General features: G+C 47.2%; 16 protein-coding genes and 1 tRNA gene. 7 read left to right on the top strand and 10 right to left on the bottom strand.

Annotated elements, in window-relative coordinates:
- Positions 1–513: 513 nt before the first annotated feature.
- The 3 genes from AC5YBX_RS03940 to AC5YBX_RS03930 form a co-directional block, all read right to left on the bottom strand.
- Positions 514–1,731 carry a CynX/NimT family MFS transporter gene (locus tag AC5YBX_RS03940; RefSeq protein ID WP_494524392.1) on the bottom strand — a complete coding sequence of 406 codons (1,218 nt, stop codon included), beginning with the start codon at positions 1,729–1,731 and terminating at the stop codon, positions 514–516.
- A 69-nt stretch (positions 1,732–1,800) separates the two neighbouring features.
- Complete coding sequence (cynS, locus tag AC5YBX_RS03935) at positions 1,801–2,271, bottom strand: cyanase (RefSeq protein WP_494519911.1); 471 nt, start codon at positions 2,269–2,271, stop codon at positions 1,801–1,803.
- A 30-nt stretch (positions 2,272–2,301) separates the two neighbouring features.
- Positions 2,302–2,961, bottom strand: coding sequence for a carbonic anhydrase (locus AC5YBX_RS03930; RefSeq protein ID WP_494519912.1), 660 nt, complete (start codon positions 2,959–2,961; stop codon positions 2,302–2,304).
- 105 nt (positions 2,962–3,066) lie between these two features.
- Here AC5YBX_RS03930 and cynR point away from each other — a divergent pair, with 105 nt between their 5' ends.
- Positions 3,067–3,954: a transcriptional regulator CynR gene (gene cynR / locus AC5YBX_RS03925; protein WP_494519913.1), complete on the top strand. Its 888-nt coding sequence runs from the start codon at positions 3,067–3,069 to the stop codon at positions 3,952–3,954.
- Positions 3,955–4,047: 93 nt separating this feature from the next.
- On the opposite strand, the gene AC5YBX_RS03920 is transcribed toward cynR, so the two are convergent.
- The 5 genes from AC5YBX_RS03920 to folB all read right to left on the bottom strand — a co-directional run bounded on the left by AC5YBX_RS03920 (position 4,048) and on the right by folB (position 7,652).
- Positions 4,048–4,989, bottom strand: coding sequence for a L,D-transpeptidase family protein (locus tag AC5YBX_RS03920; RefSeq protein ID WP_494524391.1), 942 nt, complete (start codon positions 4,987–4,989; stop codon positions 4,048–4,050).
- A 99-nt stretch (positions 4,990–5,088) separates the two neighbouring features.
- Entirely contained in the window at positions 5,089–5,943 is an 855-nt protein-coding gene (locus tag AC5YBX_RS03915) for a methyltransferase domain-containing protein (RefSeq protein WP_494519915.1), read from the bottom strand.
- A 35-nt stretch (positions 5,944–5,978) separates the two neighbouring features.
- A complete protein-coding gene (locus AC5YBX_RS03910) occupies positions 5,979–6,779 on the bottom strand; it encodes an undecaprenyl-diphosphate phosphatase (RefSeq protein ID WP_494519916.1) in 801 nt (266 codons plus the stop codon).
- 23 nt (positions 6,780–6,802) lie between these two features.
- On the bottom strand, positions 6,803–7,294 hold the full coding sequence (folK, locus tag AC5YBX_RS03905; protein ID WP_494524390.1) for a 2-amino-4-hydroxy-6-hydroxymethyldihydropteridine diphosphokinase: 492 nt from the start codon (positions 7,292–7,294) through the stop codon (positions 6,803–6,805).
- A gap of 4 nt (positions 7,295–7,298) precedes the next feature.
- The gene (folB, locus tag AC5YBX_RS03900) at positions 7,299–7,652 is read right to left on the bottom strand and encodes a dihydroneopterin aldolase (protein ID WP_494519918.1); all 354 of its coding nucleotides are present in this window, start codon (positions 7,650–7,652) and stop codon (positions 7,299–7,301) included.
- A gap of 296 nt (positions 7,653–7,948) precedes the next feature.
- Here folB and plsY point away from each other — a divergent pair, with 296 nt between their 5' ends.
- A complete protein-coding gene (plsY, locus tag AC5YBX_RS03895; RefSeq protein WP_494524389.1) occupies positions 7,949–8,560 on the top strand; it encodes a glycerol-3-phosphate 1-O-acyltransferase PlsY in 612 nt (203 codons plus the stop codon).
- Positions 8,561–8,604: 44 nt separating this feature from the next.
- On the opposite strand, the gene tsaD is transcribed toward plsY, so the two are convergent.
- Positions 8,605–9,618: a tRNA (adenosine(37)-N6)-threonylcarbamoyltransferase complex transferase subunit TsaD gene (gene tsaD, locus AC5YBX_RS03890; RefSeq protein ID WP_475516010.1), complete on the bottom strand. Its 1,014-nt coding sequence runs from the start codon at positions 9,616–9,618 to the stop codon at positions 8,605–8,607.
- Positions 9,619–9,942: 324 nt separating this feature from the next.
- Between tsaD and rpsU the strand changes: the two genes are divergently transcribed.
- From rpsU to AC5YBX_RS03865, 5 genes are all read left to right on the top strand, one after another.
- On the top strand, positions 9,943–10,158 hold the full coding sequence (gene rpsU, locus AC5YBX_RS03885) for a 30S ribosomal protein S21 (RefSeq protein ID WP_006080725.1): 216 nt from the start codon (positions 9,943–9,945) through the stop codon (positions 10,156–10,158).
- 6 nt (positions 10,159–10,164) lie between these two features.
- Positions 10,165–10,608, top strand: a complete 444-nt coding sequence (locus tag AC5YBX_RS03880) for a GatB/YqeY domain-containing protein (RefSeq protein ID WP_494524388.1) — start codon at positions 10,165–10,167, stop codon at positions 10,606–10,608.
- Between the two features lie 95 nt (positions 10,609–10,703).
- On the top strand, positions 10,704–12,431 hold the full coding sequence (gene dnaG, locus AC5YBX_RS03875) for a DNA primase (protein ID WP_494519920.1): 1,728 nt from the start codon (positions 10,704–10,706) through the stop codon (positions 12,429–12,431).
- A 125-nt stretch (positions 12,432–12,556) separates the two neighbouring features.
- On the top strand, positions 12,557–14,395 hold the full coding sequence (gene rpoD / locus AC5YBX_RS03870; RefSeq protein WP_494519921.1) for an RNA polymerase sigma factor RpoD: 1,839 nt from the start codon (positions 12,557–12,559) through the stop codon (positions 14,393–14,395).
- Between the two features lie 196 nt (positions 14,396–14,591).
- Positions 14,592–14,668: transfer RNA gene (locus tag AC5YBX_RS03865), tRNA-Ile, on the top strand.
- Between the two features lie 229 nt (positions 14,669–14,897).
- On the opposite strand, the gene AC5YBX_RS03860 is transcribed toward AC5YBX_RS03865, so the two are convergent.
- The gene (locus tag AC5YBX_RS03860) at positions 14,898–16,184 is read right to left on the bottom strand and encodes an NAD(P)/FAD-dependent oxidoreductase (RefSeq protein WP_475516006.1); all 1,287 of its coding nucleotides are present in this window, start codon (positions 16,182–16,184) and stop codon (positions 14,898–14,900) included.
- Positions 16,185–16,258 lie beyond the last annotated feature (74 nt).

The following is a 16,258-nucleotide window of genomic DNA, read 5'->3' as shown; positions in this document are numbered from 1 at the left end:
TTCGATTAAGAGGGATTAGATTATCGACTCTAATTATATTAACTAAGATAGCTAATTTAGCTCTTGAAATATTAATACCACCAAATAACAGAAACACACAAGAGATTAATAACTACGCCTTGCATTAACTGTGATACGAGTCATTAATGATATAGCGCTATTAATATCCACAATAAATACTATTCATTAAATAAATATAGCAATCGCACTTGATGAATATAAACAAACCATTTTTTTAAGTTTTAATTATTCGTGATTCAAATTATTAGTGTTTAATCTATAACTAACGACACCATAGATGCCCATTGTGGTGATTAAGCATTATCCGCTGCTCAGCAGCTTTCACGTTTAATATCACACTCATAGGCAGAAAAGCGTTTCTTATCATCCCATCATGCACAGCCTATTACGCGGACAGCGCAAATTGGCGTCGGGTCCAGCCAAATCAAGATTAATACCAAGATGCTCGCACACTAAGACTCAGAAATCCTCAAGCTCACAGAAACTACATGGTTAGGCTTTATTGGGAGCCATCGCCTTGGTGTAGCCAGTTGGAGAGAACCTCGATGTGATAATAAGCATCACGACAAGCGCGACGATCAACATCAGCCAAGAGGCCTGATAATTCCCTGTCGATTGACGGAGTATTCCTGCAATATAGGGGATAATGGCGGTGATGATAAAACCCATGCCCTGCATAAATGCGGTTAGCGCCCCCGCTAGCCTCGGTGCCGATAGATGTTCGAGTGCCACCGTCAGCGTCAGCGCAAAACCGATGCCAAGGCCGGTGCCTATCATTGCGACCCAAACCACCAACATTGGCTGAGGTACCAGCATTAGCCCACTGAATCCGATTAACTGAATGCCAATGCCAAAAAACAACCATGGGCGTCGATCTCGCTCAACTGACAGCACTGGCCCCGTCAGTGCGGCCAACACCTGAAACAGCGTCATGATGCCGATAAGTTCGCCGCTACTCTGCGCGCTCAAGCCTAAACTGCGGGCATAACTGGGTAGCCAAGCGATCATACAAGCGTAACCGCCATTAGCCAGCCCGAAGTAGATGGCCAGCAACCAAGCACGCCGATGCGTGAAAAAGTTGATTGAGACGCCATCATCCTTAGCTGCTAATACTTCGCGAGGCCTTGACCACCATAGCAGCATAGCGATGATGGCGGGGATGAACCACAGACCTAACCCTGCGCCCCAATTGCCATAATGGTGCGCCACCATAGGGCTGAATATGGCGGCGAAGCCACCTCCAGCCATCAAAGACGCTGAGTAAATACCCATGGCCAAAGGCACACGCTGTGGATACCACCGTTTAACGACACCGGGCGCTATTGCCTGCACTATAGCTATGCCTGTTCCGGCCAGTAACGCACTACTAATAAGCGCGGCGCCGTCACTCAGCCATAAACGCCATAGACAGCCAAAGGCGATGGCAAGTAGCCCAAGCGTTATCCACACACTTTCACTCAGTCGTCGTCCTAGCCAGGGTTGCAGCAAGGGAAATAGCCCCATGCATAGCATGGGCAATACGGTTAACAGTGAAGCCGTTGATAATCCTATTGCGGTACTGCTACGGATCTCTTCGAGCAAGGGACCGATGGCGGTGAGCGCCGGACGTAGATTGATTGCCAATGCGGCAATGACGAGCATAGGCCAAAAGGAAGCCAAGCTAAATTGACCCGTAAAAGACTTGGACGCCTTGTTATTATCAGTGTTCATAGGTAAATACTGGCCTGTCTGAAGAAAAAAGTCGGCGCAATGCACCGACTATCGTTATAAGGCCAATGGTTAGAAAGGCTTATAAGGCAGGAATTTACCATCAAGGGTGATCACCGCACGCGATCCACCTTCAGCATCTTCTACTTTCTTCATGTCCATCTTGAAGTTGATGGCGCTGATGATGCCATCACCAAACTGTTCATGTACTAGGGCTTTTAGTGTGGTGCCATAAACCTGCATCATCTCATAAAAGCGATAGATTGTTGGATCGGTTGGCATGTTGTTTTCAACGCTGCCACGCAAAGGGATCGTTTGTAGTAATGCAATCGCGCTATCATCAAGACCAAGGGTTTGACCCACCTTTTGGGCGGCTTCGGCTGGTAATGGCTGCTGACCTAACAGGGCGGCAGTAACAAATACATCACTAAGGCCTGTACCCTCGGCAATTTGCTCGAACGACAAGTTTTTTTCTGCTTTGGCTGCAATAATCACTTCAGTTAACGCCTGACGAGCTGTATTGCTGATTTGAGACTGGATCATAATTAATACCTCTTTTGAGTTAAGTAAGGGTTATACAGCTACTGGTAGCTGTGTTGGATAGGCGCGGACATCGGTATGATCCGCAAGTGAAACAAAGGTGTTAGTGGCACCATTTAACGCATCAATACGGCCTGACTCGATATCGTAAACCCAGCCATGTAATGCCAAACGACCTTCTCCTAGGGCCAGGCGCACTGATGGATGGGTTTTAATATTTTCAAGTTGAGCTATCACGTTTTCTCGCACCATAGCTTCAATACGGTCTCGTTCACTGACATGAGGACGAGCTTCGTTAACGATACGAGCCGAATCGGCATAGCGCAGCCAACTGCCAACTGCTGGCATATGGTCCATGCACTTGCATGTGGCTATCGCGGTCATCGCACCACAATCTGAGTGGCCACAAATGACGACATCGGTGACGCGCAATGCCGTAACTGCGTATTCCACTGAAGCTGATACACCACCAGGCTCAGGACCGTAAGATGGCACTATGTTGCCAGCGTTACGAATAACAAACAGTCCACCGGGTTCATGCTGGGTAACCAGTTCAGGCACTAAGCGGCTGTCCGAGCAGGAGATAAACAGCGTACGTGGATTTTGCTTAGTGGCCAGATTTTTGAACAGCTCGGCGCGCTCGGGGAATGCGTCACTCTGGAACTTTAAAAAACCTTCAATGATCTCTTTCATAGTGGTGTCTCTCTCTAATCGATGCAGTGGATGTTACGCCCACCTTGTAATAAGGTAAAAGACCGATGTATTATCAGCCCCATAAGTAAAACTTATGGGTGAACCATGCTATTACGACATATCAACTATTTTCTCGCCGTTGCTGAGCACCGCAGTTTTACGCGGGCTGCAAACGCTCTATATGTGTCGCAACCGGCACTGTCACAACAAATCAAGCAACTAGAGGAAAACCTTGGAACGATCCTGTTCGATCGCACCGGTCGCACCATACAACTAACCGATGCTGGAGAGGTTTATGCACGCTATGCCCGTCGCGCCCAGCAAGACTTAGAAGAGGGGCGACGAGCGATTCATGATGTGCAAAACCTGAGTCGCGGCGCGCTGCGCATTGCCATTACGCCCACCTTCACCACCTATCTCATCGGGCCGTTAATACAGGCATTTCATGCGCGCTATCCTAATGTCACACTGAGTGTGCAGGAGATGTCGCAAGAGCGGATGGAAGAGCACTTACTTGAGGACAAGTTTGATTTAGGTATCGCCTTTGATGATGTACAGTCTGCCGATCTTGTCTCGCAAACACTATTAGAGGAAACGCTGGCATTAGTCGTGGGACGAGATCACCCGCTGGCTAAGGTGGCCGCGATTGACCTACCTATACTGAGTAAACAATCACTGGTCCTGCTCAGCAGTGAATTTGCTACACGAGAACAGATCGATCGTTATTGCCGTCAACATCAGGTGCAACCGCGGGTGCTCATGGAGGTCAACTCTCTCAGTGCGGTGATTGAGATCGTGCGCCACACGGCGCTGACCACTCTGCTACCGTCCAACATTGCCAGTAATCGCGACGAACTGGTTTCAATCGCCCTTGCGCCCTCTTTGTTACAACGAACTGCGGTGTTAATACAACGCAAAGGCGCCTACCAAAGCGCAGCGGCAGCGGCATTTATTGATTTAACACATCAGATAGTGGCAGAAAAATTAACCTAACATAGGCAGCTAGCTATCCTGTTGAAACCATTCTGACAAAAGTCGGGCATAAAAAAAGCGCCCATTGGGCGCTTGATGCAAACAAGGTGAATATTAATTCCCAGATGAGCTAAACTCAGGCGAACTTATCTCATCACGAGAGATACTCACAGGAATGCCATTTTGAGTCAGTATGGCATCGTTGGCTTTAGCCCTATCGACCTTATCTTGACTGATGAACTTAACCACCTGGCTGTTTAAGGTGATCACCTTATTGCTGGGTTCATCTTCCGACTCAGACAGCGGCGAATGCACCTCAATAATATGCCTGCCATCTGGCTCAGCCGATATTTTCACCGCTTGATTTATCACTCGTACGTTATCGCCATACTTTGACTGATAAAATAACCACTCAATATCGTCAGGGTTAAGCCTAATACAGCCGGCACTGACGCGCATACCGATACCAAAATCTTTATTGGTACCGTGGATCAGATAACTACCATCGCCATAAGAGAGTTGCATCGCATATTGGCCTAAGGGGTTATCGGGCCCCGCTGGCACCACCCGCGGTAACACTTCGCCACGCTCGCGTAAGTGGTCGGCGCGAATACTGGCCGGCGGTGTCCAACTTGGATTAGGAATACGCGACTTAATTTTAGTCACCATCTCTGGTGTTTCACGCCCAACACGGCCAATACCGACAGGAAATACATGGACTTCACGGCCATTATCAGGAAAATAATAGAGACGCAGCTCAGGCAGATTAATCACAATACCTTGACGCGGCACATCTGGTAACAACATCTGTGTCGGTATGGTCAATGCCGTGCCTGGCGTTGGCAAAAAAGGATCGACGCCAGGGTTGGTTTCCATCAACTCTAAAATACCGACATTATAATGATCGGCAATAGTCTTAAAATATTCTCCCTGCTGAACCACATGCGTCTGTAACTCACCAATCAGGCGTCCACCATTGGTTGGTAAAGAATAGACATTGGCAAGTGTATAGCACGGCAATAACCACAAGATGACCAACAGCATTTTACGCATCATCAATATTACTTCCTAATCTGGGTGTTAATGGCCTAGCTTTAATAAGTTAAAGGGTACCTTGAGCCAAGCCTATTTTCTAGTGCTCAATGTTAGCCAAGGCTAATTAACCTTTTCAATCACTTGTTTACGACTTAGGGTAAGGTAAAAATCAACTTCAAGCAGGCTAAAGTCCCCAGTTAACATCTGCCGCTTGACCTTATCGGCCGCTCGCCAAGCATAAGGCGTCATCTCTAATAGGGTCACCGCCTCATCAGGGGTAACATTAAGTGTAAAACTCACTCGCTGCTGATGGATAAGCTCAAGCCCTTTCGCTAAGGTAAGATCGGCAGGTTTTTCGGTTAAGTCTTTATAGAGATACTGCTTAATTTGCCACAGATGACGCGGGCCGGGTGACACCTGTACAAACAAACCGTTAGGCTTAAGCACACGTAACAACTCTTTGCCTTTAAGTGGCTTATCGATAAGCGTGACGAGATCAAAGCATTCATCCACAAAGGGAAGCTGCTTTAACTGACTGACGATGTAGGTTGCCTCAGGGTGACTTTTAACCGCCGCAAATAAGGCGTTTTCCGCCTCACCTATCCCTGTTTGATTGCAGTTTGTTGCCACGCCTTGCAGGGTATCGGTCAGGGCTCGCAAGTAAAAGCCATCACCGCAATCAAAATCTAAATGGTTAACCGCAGCATCTTGATCTGTCACATAGTCTGTTAATGCGAGGGTCAGTTGCTGTTTTAACGCATCTAGCAGTGGGGTAAACACGCCAGACTCAAGCAAGAAACGCTTGGCGCGCATCACCTGACGAGAGTCCATGTGCGGCTTTTTAGCTTGGCTAAAAACCCAATACCCTTGCTCATTTTTATCTAAATGATGCTTGTTAGGGCAATGTAGCCCTTGTGAAGCCTCATGAATCGACATCTGAGCTTGGCAAACGGGACATAAATAATGGCTGATCATGTGATCTCTTTAATAATTCATGGTAAATAAAAACGTTAAGCGAAAATCACCACACACAACACTGCACCTAACGCTAGGCGATAAATAACAAAGGGTGTCATACCCATGCGGCTAATAATTTTAAGAAAATAATGAATACAAAGGTATGCCGCCACAAAAGAGAGCACGGTACCTAAGCCCAAGGCTTGATAGTCTAGCGCCTCACCACTTTCAATGAGATCTTTAACCACTAAAATCGCGGCCCCTAAACTCACTGGCACCGACATTAAAAATGAAAAGCGCGCTGCCGCTTCGCGGCTCAGCCCGAGCATCAAGGCGGCGGTGATGGTGGCCCCAGAACGTGACGTCCCCGGGATCAACGCCATCGCTTGGGCGATGCCTATCACTAGGGCTTTCTTCCACCCGACCTGAAACTCACTAAACCCTTCTCGCGTCATGCGGTCGGCCCACCAAAGTAGCAGGCCAAATACTATGGTGGTAAAGGCAATGACTTCAATATTGCGCAGATGCGTGGCGATAAACCCTTTGGCAGTAAAACCGACAATAACTGCTGGAATGGTGGCTAAAATGATCCACCATGCGAGTTTACTTTGCTCATCTTGCTGACCGCTGACAATGCTGCCCGTCCAAGCGGTAAACATCGACCATAGCTCACGGCGAAAATAGATAACCACTGCCAATAATGATCCAGTATTCACGGCGACATCGAAGGTTAACCCTTGATCTTGCCAGTCTAAAAGCTGGGCAGGCAGAATTAAATGCGCCGAGCTAGAAATAGGTAAAAACTCCGTAAGGCCCTGTATCAGTGCCAATACAATTACCTGAAACGTATCCATATTTATCCTTTAGCGATGGATTGTTAGTAACACCAATGAAATTCAATCGGCCACAGCTTTTGCTGCGACTTATCAAAGTTATCCCACAAGGTTTGGTAGGTTTGTTGCTCGACGGGATGCCGTAAGGTCGGCGCGATCTCGGCTAATGGCCACAGTACAAAAGCATTGGTGGTGATCTCTGCGCGAGGCAGTTCTACCGGGGTTTGACCCACCCAGTCGTCATACAATAACAGGTCAAGGTCTAAGGTGCGTGGGCTGTACTTTTTGGCCCCTAAACTGCGGCCGTTATCTTGCTCTATGCGCTTAAACAACGCAACCACTTGCACTATGGTTAATGGCGTGTCGGCAGCCACCACCATATTGAGAAAATTACTGCCCCTAAATCCCACCGCTTCGCTTTCAAATACCGATGACAAGCACAAATTTGAAAAGTGTTCGGCTAACGCCTTAAGGGCCGCGTTAAAGTAATGCTCGGCGTCAATATTACTGCCAATACTAATAAAAATACGCGCCATAGTGTTATAGATGACCTCGTTGTATCTCGACGCCCACAGCGGATGCTAAAGGGACCGCACCGGGCTTCATCACTTTCACTTTCACCCAAGGTACATCAAACTCAGTCATCACGCACTTAGCGCACATTTCGGCAACCGTTTCAATGAGTTCAATTGGCTTTTCGGTAATAAGCTCAACTAAACGATTAGAAACCGTTTCATAGCACAACGCATATTGATAATCGTCGCTGTCAGCGGCAGGGCCATTATCCCAGGCCATTTCCAGATCGATTAACAGTTGCTGATGGATCTGCTTTTCCCACTCGTAAATTCCAATCACTGTTTCCACTTTCAATTGTGAAATAAGCACCTTGTCCATAATGCCTCCCGCTAGGCAAGTTAAGTGTTGGTAAAAAGAGGTCTAATAAGCTAATGAGTCCAATCTTGATATAATGACAAAATTGTACAGATAACTGTGTTTACCCCTTTCTTACAGCTAAAAACCCAAGTAGGATAAGCTGCTGTAATGGCATCGAAACAGGGTCTATGAGAACGGATGACATCGCCCCGCTGCTCATTACAACCGCTCTATCAACCAGTGCGTAAAATATAAGGTTAATGAGAGGCCTCAATGCTAGGTCGCGATAATACCTTAAGAAGGATAAGGAAACCAATTTGAGCTTAACGCTGTTCACTCTAGCGATGATTTTGATCGCCTACTTGGCCGGTTCAATCTCCAGTGCAGTGCTAGTGTGTCGTCTTCGAGGCTTACCCGACCCCCGTAACGAAGGTTCTGGTAACCCTGGCGCGACCAATGTCTTGCGTATCGGTGGCGCGAGCGCCGCAGCCACGGTGTTGCTCTTCGACATGCTTAAAGGCGCCATCCCTACCTACATCGCTTTTCGCCTCGGTGTCGATGCCGTTCCCTTAGGTATTATCGCTATTAGCGCCTGCCTAGGGCATATCTTTCCTATCTTTTTTAAATTTAAAGGTGGTAAAGGCGTTGCGACCGCCTTTGGCGCTATGGCTCCCATAGGTGCAGACCTATCACTCTCGTTGATGCTGACATGGATAATCTTAGTCATTATCTGCCGTTATTCATCTTTAGCGGCCATCATGACCGCTTTACTCGCACCACTTTATACGTGGTATTTCGACGATCGCTTCACCATCCCCGTAGCCATGTTGTCCATGTTAATCGTGATCCGCCATCGAGAAAATATCGCTCGCCTGTTAAAGGGAGAAGAGTCGAAAGTGTCGCGTAAAAAGAAAGAAAAAGCCCAGTAAAAAGGGCTACTTTGTACTGGGCTATTCACAGGCTAACGGCACGACTATACTGGCGGTAATGAATCTAACGGCCAGCGTGGCATACCTTTAACGGCTAAATCTTCTATCTGGCCGGCTTTTAAACGCTGCATGCCCGCATAGGCGATCATCGCGCCATTATCGGTACAGAACTCACCACGTGGATAATAAACCTGCCCGCCGAGATCTTGCATCATTTGCGCTAATGACGCTCTTAAACGGCTATTGGCACTCACGCCGCCGGCTATCACTAAGCGGTTATACCCAGTTTGCTTAAGCGCGCGCTTACATTTGATGGCTAAGGTATCAACCACCGCCTCTTCAAATGCGCGGGCAATATTCGCGCGAGTCTGCTCATCATCGGGCTCGGCGGCAATCGTATTGGCGGCAAAGGTTTTAAGGCCAGAAAAACTAAAATCAAGCCCTGGGCGATCTGTCATAGGGCGTGGAAAACGATAACAATTAGGTTGCCCTTGAGCGGCCAATTTTGCCAGTCTTGGGCCTCCGGGGTAATCTAAGCCCATCAGCTTGGCGGTTTTATCAAACGCCTCACCGGCAGCATCATCAACCGACTCGCCCAGCACCTGATAACGACCGATGCCTTCAACCGCGACCATCATCGAATGCCCCCCTGACACCAACAAGGCCAAGAAAGGGAATTCAGGTACATTATCTTCGAGCATGGGCGCGAGTAGATGCCCTTCCATGTGGTGAACGCCCACGGCGGGTTTTCCCCAGGCAAAGGCCAACGCACGGCCAACACAGGCACCGACAAGTAAGGCCCCCACTAAACCTGGGCCTTTGGTGTAAGCAATGCCATCGATATCATCTTGGGTGCAGTTAGCATCGGCTAACGCTTGTTTTATCAGTGGCACTATTTTACGGACATGATCACGCGAGGCCAGCTCAGGGACCACCCCACCATAATCGGCGTGTAACTTAACCTGACTGTAAAGTGTATGAGATAAAAGCCCTTTCTCGTCGTCATAAACGGCAATACCGGTTTCATCACAAGATGTCTCTATACCTATAACTCGCATCGTTTCCTGTCTACCTAAATGAAGTGGCGACCAATTTTACCTGCTCTGTGGCAATTATACCAATCGATAAATGACCTCCCTCTTCCCCCCTTGCCGCGACGGCGTTATAATGGTTGATTATCACGCTATATCAGGGCTGAGGACTCACCAAGTCCAACGCCAAATGCTAAACTTTATCTAAACACCGAGTAAAGATCGCAAATAGGATCGCTACAAAGGGGTTTACAAACTATTGGTAGTCGGTATAGAATTCCGCACCATTTTTAAATTAACTTGAGTTAATTAATTAACTCAATACAACCTACACCTAAGGGGTGATGGCGTATGCCAATTATTAAAGTACGTGAAAATGAACCATTTGACGTAGCTTTACGTCGTTTCAAGCGCTCTTGTGAAAAAGCTGGTATCTTAGCCGACGTTCGTGCTCGTGAATTTTACGAGAAGCCAACTACTGCACGTAAGCGTGCTAAAGCCGCTGCAGTTAAGCGTCTTGCTAAGAAGCTTTCTCGTGAAAATGCGCGTCGCGTACGTTTATACTAATCTCTTATGAGCCTAATTGATCAGCTAAAAGACCAAATGAAAGATGCCATGCGCGCCAAAGATAAGGTGCGCTTGGGAACTATTCGTATGGCACTGGCTGCCATCAAACAGATTGAAGTGGATACCCGCGAATCTCTGAATGATGATCAAGCCATAGCTGTCTTAACCAAAATGGTTAAACAGCGTCGTGATTCTATTGCGCAATACAGTGCAGCGGGTCGTGACGAACTAGCCGATGCTGAAGCAAGTGAGATTCAAGTACTTGAAACTTTCCTGCCGAAACCTCTTTCACAAGAAGAGGTAGCTCAGCTAGTAGATGCAACGGTCCAAGAGGTCGGTGCATCATCCATGGCGGATATGGGCAAAGTAATGGGAGCGTTGAAACCTAAGGTACAAGGACGAGCTGACATGGCGGCGATTGGCGCCATGATTAAGGCTAAGCTTCAGTAACTTAGTGTTCAATGTATGAATGAGCCGTGCTAAAGCACGGCTTGTTTGTTTGTACTATTTCAATTTTTTCGCGAAAAGGCGGCATTTATATACCAATGGCGATACCTCGTGATTTTATCAATGAGCTTGTAGCTCGCACCGATATAGTCGATCTTATCGATGCTAAAGTCCCCCTGAAAAAGGCGGGGAAAAATCATTCTGCCTGTTGCCCGTTTCATAGCGAAAAATCACCGTCCTTTACTGTCAGCAGAGACAAGCAGTTTTACCACTGTTTTGGCTGCGGCGCTCATGGCAATGCTATCGACTTTGTCATGGAATATGACAGATTAGACTTTGTCGATGCGATAGAAGAACTTGCAGGCCAATTAGGCTTAGAAGTCCCCAGAGAGCAAGGCACCGGAAAACGCCGTGATGAAGGGCTAAGTCGCGACCTCTACCAATTAATGGATGAGGCCAGCCTATTTTTTCAAAGCCAGCTGAGACAGCATCCAGATAAACAAAAAGTGCTCGATTATTTAAGCCATCGTGGATTGTCCGATGAAGTAATTAAACACTTCAATATTGGCTTTGCACCCGATGGCTGGGATGGATTACTCAGTCGTTATCGGCACAACCAAGATTCACAAGATAAACTGCTCACCGCCGGAATGGTGATCGAAAACGATAATGGCAAACGTTACGACAGGTTCCGTGACAGGCTGATGTTTCCGATCCGCGATAGACGTGGCAGAGTGATCGGCTTTGGTGGGCGCGTCCTCGGTGACGGCACGCCAAAATACTTGAATTCGCCTGAAACGCCCATATTTCATAAAGGGTATGAGCTATACGGCTTATATGAGCTAAAGCAGCGTCACAGAGACCCGCAGCAGATATTAATCGTTGAAGGTTACATGGACGTGGTGGCATTGGCTCAATTTGATGTCGATTACGCCGTCGCCTCGCTCGGTACATCAACAACGGCAGAACAATTTCAGTTACTGTTACGAAGTGCTAAAGAGGTCGTTTGTTGTTATGACGGCGATAAAGCGGGTATCGAAGCCGCCTGGCGCGCTTTAGAGACGGCGCTGCCGCTGTTAAAACCTGGCGATCAGGTCAAATTTATGTTTTTGCCTCAAGGCGAAGATCCTGACTCTATGGTCAGACAAATTGGCAAGCCAGCATTTGAACAGTTAATAACAGAGGCTAAGCTGTTACCCGAATTTTTATTCGATACCTTAGCCAGCCGCTATGGCACAGATAAAGGCACCTTGGCTAAACAAGCCATGGTGCTGATAGAAAAAGTACAAGATACTGTTCTGCAAAGTTTATTACTAGAAAATCTAGCCTATAAACTGGGCATGAACAGTGCGGAAGAGTTGCAACGTAAACTCGGTTTTAAAGCAAGCAAACAGAGTCAAACGCTGCACAATAAAGCGCTCAAGGGACGTGGGACACCGTTGCGACTAGCCATCGCACTGTTAGTACAAGATCCCAGCTTAGGTAACGGATTACCAGAGCAACCAGCGCTAAAACATATCAAGATGGCCGGCATCGATTTGCTGACCCTCTTATTAGACCGAACTCGAGCCAACAAGATAAACAGCGCACAACTACTTGAACAGTTCAGAGGTGATGACCAATTAGGCACCCTGAAAAAATTGACCCAATGGGAACATCAAGTGGCGGATGAAAATTTGCAGCAAGAGTTCAAAAAAGCCCTGATATGGTTAAACAATCAATACATTGAGCAACGATATCAGGAATTGAGCTTAAAACAGCACCATACTAAAGAAGAGCGGATGCAATTGAAAAAGCTCATTGCTGTGATACAGGGTCAAACTTAAGAGCAAAATTTGTCTTAAAGTAATGACTTGGGCTAGCACAGCGCTACACACAAGGCTATAATTGACGATTTGCGCGGCACTCGTTTGTCCGTCGTTGTAACAGTTACCCAACTTGGATGATATCTATGGAGCATACTCCGCAGTCGCAACTTAAATTGTTGCTTGCCAAAGGTAAAGAGCAAGGTTATTTAACCTATGCAGAAGTGAACGATCACTTACCTGCAGATATGGTCGATTCTGACCAGATCGAAGATATTATCCAGATGATTAATGACATGGGTATTCGCGTCTACGAGCAGGCGCCGGATGCCGATGAGATCATGATGTCTGAAGACAGCACCGATGAGGATGCTGCCGAAGAAGCTGCCGCAGCACTGGCTACGGTAGAGGCTGAACTCGGACGTACGACAGACCCTGTGCGCATGTACATGCGTGAAATGGGCACGGTAGAACTTCTGACCCGTGAAGGCGAGATTGTTATCGCTAAGCGTATTGAAGAAGGCATCAATACCGTTCAGGCCTCTGTAGCTGAGTATCCTAAAGCGATCGCCATGATCCTTGAGCAATACGACCGCTATGAAGCTGAAGAAGTCAGACTATCAGACATAATCTCTGGATTTGTGGACCCCAATGCTGAAGATGTTGCTCCAACAGCAACACACATTGGCTCGGAACTCTCAGACGACGAACTCGATGACGAAGATGACGACGATGATGAGGATAGTGAAGATGAAGAGGATGATACCCCGAAAGGGCCAGATCCTGAAGAAGCGCGCGAGCGTTTCACTCAACTTCGCGAAGCCCATGAACGCGCATTAAAAATCATTGCCGAAAAAGGCCGTGAGCATCCGGAATCGACCAAGGCGTTATTTGAAATTGGCGAAATCTTTAAAGAGTTCCGCCTAGTTCCAAAACAGTTCGATCGCCTTGTTAAAAGCATGCGTGAAATGATGGACAAAGTGCGTGTGCAAGAACGCCTCATCATGAAACTGTGTGTTGAACAAGCCAAGATGCCAAAGAAAAACTTCGTTAAAGTGTATACTTCTAACGAAAGTAGCATCGACTGGTTTAACGACGAAATCGCCGCTAAAAAGCCTTATTCAGAAGGTTTAGCTATGGTTGCCGACGACGTACGTCGTTGCCGCGCTAAGCTCGATGCGATTGAAAACGAAACCGGTCTGGCGATTGCCGCGATTAAAGATATCAACCGTCGTATGTCAATCGGTGAAGCTAAGGCTCGCCGGGCGAAAAAAGAGATGGTCGAAGCCAACTTACGTCTGGTTATCTCTATCGCGAAAAAGTACACCAACCGTGGTTTACAATTCTTGGATCTAATTCAAGAGGGTAACATTGGTTTGATGAAAGCCGTTGATAAGTTTGAATATCGTCGCGGCTATAAGTTCTCAACTTATGCAACATGGTGGATCCGTCAGGCGATCACTCGCTCTATTGCTGACCAAGCAAGAACGATCCGTATCCCAGTGCATATGATTGAAACTATTAACAAGCTCAACCGTATCTCTCGTCAAATGCTACAAGAGATGGGGCGCGAACCTTCACCAGAAGAGTTGGCCGAGCGCATGTTAATGCCTGAAGATAAGATCCGTAAGGTACTAAAGATTGCTAAAGAGCCAATCTCAATGGAAACTCCTATTGGTGATGATGAAGATTCGCACTTAGGTGATTTTATCGAGGATACTACCCTCGAGCTGCCATTGGATTCGGCGACAGGCGAAAGCTTGAGAAACGCCACTCACGAAGTGTTAGCCGGCCTTACCGCCCGCGAAGCCAAAGTACTGCGGATGCGTTTCGGTATCGACATGAATACCGACCACACGCTTGAAGAAGTGGGCAAACAATTTGACGTAACACGTGAACGTATTCGTCAGATTGAAGCAAAAGCGTTGCGTAAGCTACGTCACCCTTCTCGCTCAGAGATCTTAAAGTCGTTCCTCGACGAGTAGTCATACGCGTTTTAACGACCAAAAAAAGCCCAGCATCTTGCTGGGCTTTTTGTTTTCAATGGAGATTTGCGCCAGATTGATTAACAGATAACCAATTGAATTCAAACTTGGGATTTGAGCCATATTCTGGGGTGACAAGCGCAATTAAACCTCGTATACTTCTCTGCGCTTTCGATGGTGACGACCATCTTAAGTCGGCCCCTTAGCTCAGTTGGTTAGAGCATACGACTCATAATCGTCAGGTCCACAGTTCAAGTCTGTGAGGGGCCACCAATTTAAACAGAAAAGCCTGCACCTAGTGCGGGCTTTTTTGTGCCTGTAATTTTTCATGCCAATAAGCTTACTGACTACACTAAAAGTGGCCACCTCACCATAGTCATCAGTTCAAGTACCAAGCAGTTCAAGTCTGTAATGGGCACCCATTTAAACAAAAAAGCCCGAGAGACTCGGGCTTTTTAATACTTCATAATAAGTCGTTAGCGTATTGCGGCTACACCTTTATTTATACGCCAAGCTTATCACGCATGGTGTAATACCAAGCGCCGATGGCTGAAAATGGCACCTGCAACAGATGGCCGCCAGGGAATGGATAATGAGGCAAGCTGGCAAAGGCATCAAAACGTTTAGCCTGACCATTAATTGTCTCAGCCAAGATTTGACCAGCCAGATGAGTGTAGGTTACACCATGGCCGCTACAGCCTTGGGAATAATAAATATTACTGCCGATGCGCCCCACTTGCGGCAGACGAGATAGGGTCAGTAAAAAATTCCCCGTCCAGGCAAATTCTATCTTAACGTCTTTAAGCTGCGGAAAGGTCTCGAGCATCTTGGGTCGAATAATAGCTTCAATATCGGCGGGATCCCGCGCGCCATACACCACCCCGCCGCCGTAAATAAGACGTTTATCACCCGATAAACGGTAGTAATCAAGCAGGTAGTTACAATCTTCGACGCAGTAATCTTGTGGTAATAACGATTGCGCCAACTCAGCCCCTAAGGGTTCAGTGGTGATCACCTGAGTGCCACAAGGCATAGATTTAGCTTGTAGCTCAGGTATTAAACCATTGAGGTAGGCGTTACCCGCCACGATCACAAACTTACATTTGACCGAACCTTCTTTCGTGTGCACTACAGGGCTATCCCCCTCATCGACTTTAATGACAGCCGAATCTTCAAAAATTTGCCCACCAAGGGATTCCACCGCATCGGCTTCGCCTAACGCTAAGTTAAGCGGATGAATATGGCCGCCACTCTTGTCGAGCAGGCCGCCGATGTAACGCTCAGAATCGACCACCCCACGAATTCCCGACTCATCGAGTAATTCAAGGTGCCCAAGGTGACCATGGCGCTCCCATAGGGCTTTTTGTGATTCTAAATGCCCCATCTGCTTTTTATTGAGTGCAGCAAATACCCCGCCATCTTTTAAATCACATTGAATATTATATTTCGCGACTAAATTTTTAATAATGCGTCCACCTTCGAACGCCATCTCACCAAATAATTTAGCCCTGTCCACGCCAACCGTTTTTTCAATCATATCGATATCACGGCTAAAACTATTGACGATTTGCCCACCATTACGACCAGAAGCACCAAAGCCCACACGGGCGGCCTCTAGCACAGTGACTTTAAAACCCGCTTCTAATAGATGGATCGCCGAAGATAAACCAGTATATCCTGCGCCAATAATACAGACATCAGTCTCAATATTATCGGCCAGTTTTTCGCGTAACTGCTTGTTATTTGCAGACGCGGCATAATAGGAATTTGCATGAGGTGTACAGTTCATATCAACCACCCTGAATTGTTATCGTTATAATAATTATGCTGTTGTATTAACAAGCTACAGCAGCCTTACTGCTG

The organism is Shewanella sp. 492 (assembly GCF_059338445.1).
This window is presented reverse-complemented; position numbering and strand designations above follow the sequence as displayed.